The organism is Streptomyces sp. LS1784 (assembly GCF_020103755.1).
Lineage (GTDB): Bacteria > Actinomycetota > Actinomycetes > Streptomycetales > Streptomycetaceae > Kitasatospora.
Map to the genome: position 1 here is coordinate 1 of NZ_JAHSQD010000417.1, position 7234 is coordinate 7234.

General features: G+C 73.9%; 6 protein-coding genes. 2 read left to right on the forward strand and 4 right to left on the reverse strand.

Going from position 1 to position 7234, the window contains the following annotated elements:
* The 4 genes from KS423_RS33130 to KS423_RS33145 all read right to left on the reverse strand — a co-directional run.
* Window positions 1-1964: DUF3488 and transglutaminase-like domain-containing protein (locus tag KS423_RS33130; RefSeq protein ID WP_224283457.1), on the reverse strand; the 1964-nt coding region annotated here is incomplete at its 3' end.
* The gene (locus tag KS423_RS33135) at window positions 1961-3283 is read right to left on the reverse strand and encodes a DUF58 domain-containing protein (RefSeq protein ID WP_224283458.1); all 1323 of its coding nucleotides are present in this window, start codon (window positions 3281-3283) and stop codon (window positions 1961-1963) included. The genes KS423_RS33135 and KS423_RS33130, both read right to left, overlap by 4 nt.
* A 1-nt stretch (window position 3284) precedes the next feature.
* Complete coding sequence (locus KS423_RS33140) at window positions 3285-4334, reverse strand: AAA family ATPase (protein WP_374120072.1); 1050 nt, start codon at window positions 4332-4334, stop codon at window positions 3285-3287.
* 290 nt (window positions 4335-4624) lie between these two features.
* A complete protein-coding gene (locus KS423_RS33145) occupies window positions 4625-5167 on the reverse strand; it encodes a carbonic anhydrase (RefSeq protein ID WP_224283459.1) in 543 nt (180 codons plus the stop codon).
* Window positions 5168-5705: 538 nt separating this feature from the next.
* Between KS423_RS33145 and rsmH the strand changes: the two genes are divergently transcribed.
* Both rsmH and KS423_RS33155 read left to right on the forward strand, forming a co-directional pair.
* Window positions 5706-6680 (forward strand): 16S rRNA (cytosine(1402)-N(4))-methyltransferase RsmH, encoded by a 975-nt coding sequence (rsmH, locus tag KS423_RS33150; protein ID WP_224283460.1) that lies wholly within the window; start codon window positions 5706-5708, stop codon window positions 6678-6680.
* Between the two features lie 156 nt (window positions 6681-6836).
* The coding region (locus KS423_RS33155) for a hypothetical protein (protein ID WP_308020277.1) at window positions 6837-7234 on the forward strand (398 nt) is incomplete at its 3' end.

A 7234-nucleotide genomic window follows, 5' to 3' on the forward strand; every position in this document is an offset into this window, starting at 1 on the left:
GCGCTCCCGCCGGGCCCGCGCCGTCCGCCGCCGCCCAGCCTGCGGCGGCGCACAGCGGCGCGCCAGATCATCGGGGCGAGCAGCAGTGCGATCAGCGCGAGCACCGCGGCCAGGGTGCCGAGCACCTGGCCGGAGAGCAGCCAGGACTCGTCGGCGGCCTTGGTGACGGCCTTGCCGTCGGTGCCGCACTCGCCCAGCTGGCGCTGCTTGGCGGTGCAGTCCGAGCCGGAGGTCGGCGCCGGGGCGGCCGGGGCGGTCTGCGGGGCGGCGGTGGCCTGCTGGGTCGGCGCGGTGGTCGGTGCGCTGGACGCCTCGGTGTAGCGGGTCGGGACTCCGCGGCTCGGGGTCGGCTCGAAGCGCAGCCAGCCGTAGCCCGCGAAGTACAGCTCGGGCCAGGCGTGGTACATCCGGCCGGTCACCGAGTAGACGTTGCCGCCCTTGCTGTCGCCGGGGGTGAAGCCCACGGCCACCCGGGCCGGGATCTTCAGCACCCGGGCCATCGCCGCCATGGTGGAGGCGAAGTGCACGCAGAAGCCCCGGCGGTCGCGCAGGAAGACGGCGATGGCGTTGCTGCCGGTGCCGCCGTTGACCGTGGTGTCGTACTTGAAGCCCGGCCCGGTGAACCAGTTGACCAGCGCCGTCGCCCGGTCGTAGTCGTTCTGCGCGCCGGCGGTGACGGCCTTGGCCTGCTCGGCGACCACCGACGGCAGGTCGGACGGGACGGCGGTGTAGTGCTCCCTGATGTCCTGCGGCGCGGCGGGCGCGAGGCGCAGCTCGTTGGCGGTGGGCCGCAGGTCCAGGGAGCTGACGTGGTAGCGCAGGCCGCGGATCGCCTTGTCGTTGGCCGGCAGGACGGTGCGGGTCAGCGGGTCGAGTTTCCAGTCGCCGCGGTTGGGGACCTGGACGGACGCGGCCGGGTAGGGCATCGGCAGCCAGCTCCCCTCCAGCCGGTCGCTGACCTCGAAATCGCCCTCGATCCGGGGGACCTGGGCGTTGCGCAGGCCCTCGGGCGAGGGCAGCGTCGTCGGGAGGTCGTTGACCGTGGTGCTGCCGAGCTTCCAGTTGGTGCCGTCGAACTGGTCGAGCGAGCCGGTCCGCAGGTAGATCTGGTCGGCCAGCGGACTGTCCAGGGAGTAGGTGAGCAGCTCCGCGTCGGTGGGCTTGGAGATCGCGGCCTCCAGGCTGACCAGCGGGTCGAGACTGGTCGACAGGCTCCCGCCGGCGCCCTTGCCGTTCGATCCGCCGGAGCCGGAGTGCAGCAGCCCGAAGCTCCAGTTCGGCAGGACCACCGGCAGCAGCAGTGCCACGGCCAGGGCCAGCACGCCGACCTGCCGCCCGCCCGGGTTGACCCGGCCGGACTCCACGGAGCCGCGGGCGCCGCCGTAGAACACGCGGCCCCAGCGGGAGACCCGGTCCTGGCCCTCGGCGAAGAGCAGCAGCAGGTAGCCGGCCGCGGCGACGGCGAACCAGACCCAGCTGCCGTGCTCCTCGGCCAGGCCGTTGCCGACCGAGTACAGCGCCAGCAGCGGCAGCCCGGCCAGCGCCGAGCGCCGGTAGGTCACCGCGACGGTGTCCACCGCGACGGCGATCAGACCGACCGCCGAGACCAGGATCAGCCGCAGCCCGGCGGTGGGCGGCGCCGGGATGGCGTACTGCTGTATGTCGTCCAGACCGGAGGAGAAGACCTGGTCCAGGACCCGCATCGTGGACGGCCCGGGCAGCACCCCGCCGGCGCCGGCGAAGCCCAGCAGCATCAGCAGGAGCAGCACCAGCAACTGCCCGACCGGCACCGTCCAGCGGTACACCGGGGAGCGGCGCAGGCCCGCGCCGACCGCGGCGATCACGGCGATCACCAGGAGGGCGTGGGTGAGCCAGCTGCTGGCGGTGAGCAGCGGCATCAGGCACAGCGAGGCCAGGGCGGTGGCCAGCGCCGAGTACACGGTCAGTTTGGCCCGGGTGGTCACGCGCCGGCCTCTTCTCGGTAGGGGGCGGTCGTCCTGCTGCCGTCGGCGGCCCGCCACAGGTCCGGTACGGAGTCCCCGGCGCGTACCGGGATCACCGTCCAGCCGGCCTCGCGCAGCTGCCGGACCCGGGCCTGGAACTCGTCGCCGCCGGTGTCCGGGGCGAGCATCCGCAGGCCGGCCCAGGTGCCGGTGTCCAGCAGGAAGGCGATCGCCCCGCCGGTGCGGCTGCGCAGCCGGCCCAGCCGGGTGGCCTGGGTGTCGTCCAGCTCACCGAGAACGGCGACCAGCAGGCCCTCGCCGCCGGTGCGCAGCGGGTCCTCGGCGCGGGAGAGGGTGCCTCCGTCGGACAGGTCGGCGACGGCGAGGGCGTCCAGGATCAGTCCGGAGGTCTCGGCGCTGCTCTGGTTGCCGCCCGCGCCCGGGCCGGGTACGGACTGACCGGTGTCGGTGAGCATCCGGGTCCGGTAGCCACGCTCCAGCAGGTGCACGGCGACGGAGGCGGCGCAGCTGACCGCCCACTCGAAGGAGGAGGCGGGGCCGCTGCCCCGGTGGGCGATCTCCCGGGTGTCCAGCACGATGGTGGCCCGGGCCTGCTGCGGTTGCTCCTCGCGGCGCATCATCAGCTCGCCGTACCGGGCGGTGGAGCGCCAGTGCACCCGGCGCAGGTCGTCGCCGGGGCGGTACTCGCGCAGGATCACGTCGTCGTCGCCGGCCAGCGCCAGGGTGTGGCTGTGGCTCTCGCCCTGGCCGATCCACTCGCCGCTGAGCCGTACGGAGGGCAGCGCCTGGACCTGGGGGACGACGGTGAGGACGTCGGAGGCCGTGAAGGCGCGGGTCACCTCGCACATCCCGAACGGGTCGGACAGCCGCAGCTGGAGCGGCCCGAGCGGGTAGCGGCCGCGCAGGTCGGAGCGGACCCGGTAGGAGACCTCGCGGTTGCCGCGCGGCTCGACCCGGTCCAGCACGAACCGCGGGCGCGGCCCGAGCACGTACGGGACCTTGTCCTCCAGCAGCAGCACCCCGGTGGGCACCCGGGAGACGTTGTCGACCCGCAGGTGGACCCGGGCCTCCTGGCCGGCGATCGCCCGGCGCGGGCTGAGCCGGCGTCCGCTGGCCACCCGGTAGCGGGTGTTGGCGACCACCACGACGGCGACCAGCGGCAGCGCGGCGAGCAGGACGCCGACGCGCCGCAGGGCGTCCTGGTCGAGCAGGTAGGAACAGACCACCGCGGTGACCCCGGCGGCGAGGAAGGAACGCCCCCGGGTGGTGAGACCGCGGAACCCGGCCCGCAGTCCTGATGCGGAGTCGGACTGGGTCACCTCAGCCCCTCCGGACGGCCGGGCCGCCCTGCGGGCGCGGCAGCGGCAGCCGGGCGACCAGGTCGGCCACGATCTGCTCGGAGGTGCGGCGGCTGAGCTGGCTCTCGGCGGTCGCCATCAGACGGTGCGCCAGGACCGGGACGGCGAGGCGCTGGATGTCGTCCGGGGTGACGTAGTCGCGCCCGTCCAGCGCGGCGGCGGCGCGGGCGGCCCGGACCAGGTGCAGGGTCGCGCGCGGCGAGGCGCCCAGGCGCAGCTCGGGGCTGGTGCGGGTGGCGCCGACCAGGTCGACGGCGTAGCGGCGGACCGGGTCGGCGATGTGCACGCCGCGGACCAGGTCGATCAGCTTGAGGATGTCGGAGGCGTGCGCGACCGGCTGGAGGTCCTCCAGGGGACTGGCGCCGGCGTGCACGTCCAGCATCGCGAGCTCGGCCTCGGGGCTGGGGTAGCCGATCGAGATCCGGGCCATGAAGCGGTCGCGCTGGGCCTCCGGCAGCGCGTAGGTGCCCTCCATCTCGACCGGGTTCTGGGTGGCCACGACCATGAACGGCGAGGGCAGCTCGTAGCTGGTGCCGTCGATGGTGACCTGGCGCTCCTCCATCGACTCCAGCAGCGCGGACTGGGTCTTGGGCGAGGCGCGGTTGATCTCGTCGCCGACCACGATCTGGGCGAAGATCGCGCCCGGGCGGAACTCGAAGTCGTGCCGCTGCTGGTCGTAGATGTTGGTGCCGGTGACGTCCGAGGGCAGCAGGTCGGGCGTGAACTGGATGCGGCGCACGGTGCAGTCGAGCGAGCGCGCGAGCGCCTTGGCCAGCATGGTCTTGCCGACGCCGGGCACGTCCTCCAGCAGCAGGTGGCCCTCGGCGAGCAGGACGGTCAGGGCGATCCGGACGGCCTCCGGCTTGCCCTCGATCACGCTCTCGATGTTGGCGCGGACACGGTCGACGACCGCGGCGAGCTCGGGAAGCCCGACCTGCTGGTAGCCGTTCGCCCTCTGCTGCCCGCCCCCCGCAGGACTGCCGAGTCCGGCCTGGTCGTTGTAGCTCGTCACCCGTTTACGCTCCCTGGCACCCTGTGCCCGCCCCGTCCCGAGGCCGGGCCCCACCCCATGCTTGACGCGGCCGTCCCGGGGGCGGTTCCGAAGGAGGATCCGGCGCCGGGAAGGCGGCCCGCGGCCTGGCCGCCCCAGGTGGTTCGGGGTCCGACCGGCAGGCGCATTCTCCCCCGCGCGATGGCCGGAAGTCACCATTCGGCGGTACCCGAGTGCCCGGACGGCCGGGACGCGCCGGCTCGCCTCCGGGCACTCGGGACCCGACGGCTCGGCGGGGCCGGGTCGGTCGCTCAGTCGATCTCGCGCAGCAGTCCGGTGTGGACGTCGAAGACGAAGCCGCGGACGTCGTCGGTGTGCAGCAGGAACGGAGAGGTGCGGACGCGCTGCATGGACTGGCGGACATCGCCGTCCAGGTCGACGAAGGCCTCCACCGCCCACTGCGGGCGCTGGCCGACCTCCAGCTCCAGCTCGCGGCGGAAGTCCTCGGTGAGCCCGAGCAGGCCGCAGCCGGTGTGGTGGATCAGCGCGATCGAGCGGGTGCCGAGGGCGCGCTGGCTGATGGTCAGGGACCGGATGGTGTCGTCGGTGACGACGCCGCCGGCGTTGCGGATGACGTGCGCGTCGCCGAGTTCGAGGCCGAGCGCCGCGAACAGGTCCAGGCGGGCGTCCATGCAGGCCACCACGGCGATCTTCTGCACCGGGCGGGCGTCCATGCCGCCGTCCTGGAAGGTCACCGCATAGGTGCGGTTGGCCGTGACGAAGCGGTCGATGACGGTGGGTCTGGCAGGGGCGGCAGCGGCGTTCGGCGAGGGCCGGTCGGGTGTCACTGTCATGGTGGCGACGTTAGTGCCGATCGGGCCCGCGCGGTGGGGCGAGGAGCTACAGAACAGGGCGCTGTGATCGAGTGCATAGCCACAACGGGAAGGTTTGTCCGGGCTGGTCCCGGAGTGGCCCGCACGCGTGGTGGGGAGGGGGCGCGCGCCCGCCGCCGAAGGCCCCCGATCCGTGCCGCCGATGGGCCGCCCCGACGGCCGCGACCTGCGGTGATCCGTACCGCCGCCCGGGTGGTGCGCCGGAGCGGACCATTGACGGGCAGGGCCCGCGCGATAGAGTTTGCGGCGCAGTGGAGCACACCCGCCGGGGCCCGTCAACGGGGCCTTCCCGGCCGGTGCGGCCCGGTCGACGCGGTCCGTGGCCTCCACCCGCTCCGTGCCCACCTGGCGCACCTTCCCCGGTGCCGGGCGGTCACGACCTTCCCCTTGAGCGGGCGGGGACCACGGGCCGCTTCGTCGTGCCGGGGCGCGGTGGGCGAGAATGGTCGCAGCTCCCGGACGTCGGGCTGCTCCGCACCGAGGAAGGGCGCCACCGCGCATGACCACCAACGAACCGGGCCCCAAGCACGTTCCGGTGATGCTCCAGCGGTGCATGGACGCGCTGGCCCCCGCGATCTCGCGCCCCGGAGCCGTCGTGGTGGACGCCACCCTCGGTCTCGGCGGGCACAGCGAGGCGCTGCTGACCCAGTTCCCGGAGGTGCGGCTGATCGCGGTGGACCGCGACCCGCAGGCGCTGAAGCTCTCCGGCGAACGGCTGGCCCCGTTCGGCGACCGGGCCACCCTGGTGCACGCCGTCTACGACGAGATCCCCGAGGTGCTGGAGCGCCTGGGCATCGAGAAGGTGGACGGCGTCCTGTTCGACCTCGGCGTCTCCTCGATGCAGCTGGACGAGGCGGAGCGCGGCTTCGCGTACGCGCAGGACGCGCCGCTGGACATGCGGATGGACCAGACCCGGGGGATCAGCGCGGCAGAGGTGCTGAACACCTACAGCCACGGCGACCTGGCCCGGATCCTCAAGGTGTACGGCGAGGAGCGGTTCGCCGGGAAGATCGCCTCGGTGATCCTGCGGGAGCGGGAGAAGGAACCGTTCACCAACAGCGCGCGTCTGGTCGAGTTGGTGCGCAACGCCATCCCGGCGGCGACCCGTCGGACCGGCGGGAACCCGGCCAAGCGGACGTTCCAGGCACTGCGGATCGAGGTCAACGGCGAGCTGGAGGTCCTGGACCGGGCGATCCCCGGGGCGCTGGACGTCCTCGCGGTCGGCGGCCGGATCGTGGTGATGTCCTACCAGTCGCTGGAAGACCGGCTGGTGAAGCAGTACTTCGCCGCCGGCGCGACCAGCACCGCCCCGCCGGGCCTGCCGTTCATCCCGGAGGAGCACCAGCCCTGGCTCAAACTGATCACTCGCGGTGCCGAGCTGGCCACCGAGGAGGAGATCGAGGAGAACCGGCGCGCCGCGCCCGTACGGCTGCGGGTGGCGGAGAGGATCAGGGACCGAAGCAAGCGGGGCTGACGAACCGGCCCGGCAGGGTCCGAAGGGCGGAGGAAGGCAGTGGGGCCGGTGGCCGGTGAGGTCCGGGCGGGGCGGGGAGGACTCCCCGGGCAGGGCAGGGCGCGGATCACGGTCCGGCCGGGCAAGCGTCCGGTCCGGGGGCGCACACCGTTCGCGGTGCTCGTCGTGGTGCTGCTGGCGGCCGGGCTGCTCGGCCTGCTCGCACTGAACACCGCGCTCAACGAGGGCTCCTTCGAGCTCTCCCGACTGCAGAAGCAGACCACCGTGGCGACCGACGAGCAGCAGAGCCTCCAGCACGAGATCGACCAGAGCTCGGCCCCGGACGCGCTGGCCAGGCGCGCCGCCGAGCTGGGCATGGTCCCGGCCGGCGGGATGGCCTTCCTGGACGTCCCGAACGGCGGCAAGGTGATCGGCACCCCGGGTCCGGCCCAGGGCAGCCCGCCGGTCAAGCGCTCCACGGCCGAACCGTGGCCGACCAAGGCCCAACCCAGCGCGGCCCAGCCCGCAGCCGGGCCGTCGCCGGCCGCGCCGCAGCAGGGCGGTGCCCCGTCGCC

Bases quoted from the DNA above. Each gene is read 5' to 3' on its own strand.
- KS423_RS33145 (WP_224283459.1), bottom strand. From the start codon at position 5,167: ATGACAGTGACACCCGACCGGCCCTCGCCGAACGCCGCTGCCGCCCCT.
- rsmH (WP_224283460.1), top strand. From the start codon at position 5,706: ATGACCACCAACGAACCGGGCCCCAAGCACGTTCCGGTGATGCTCCAG.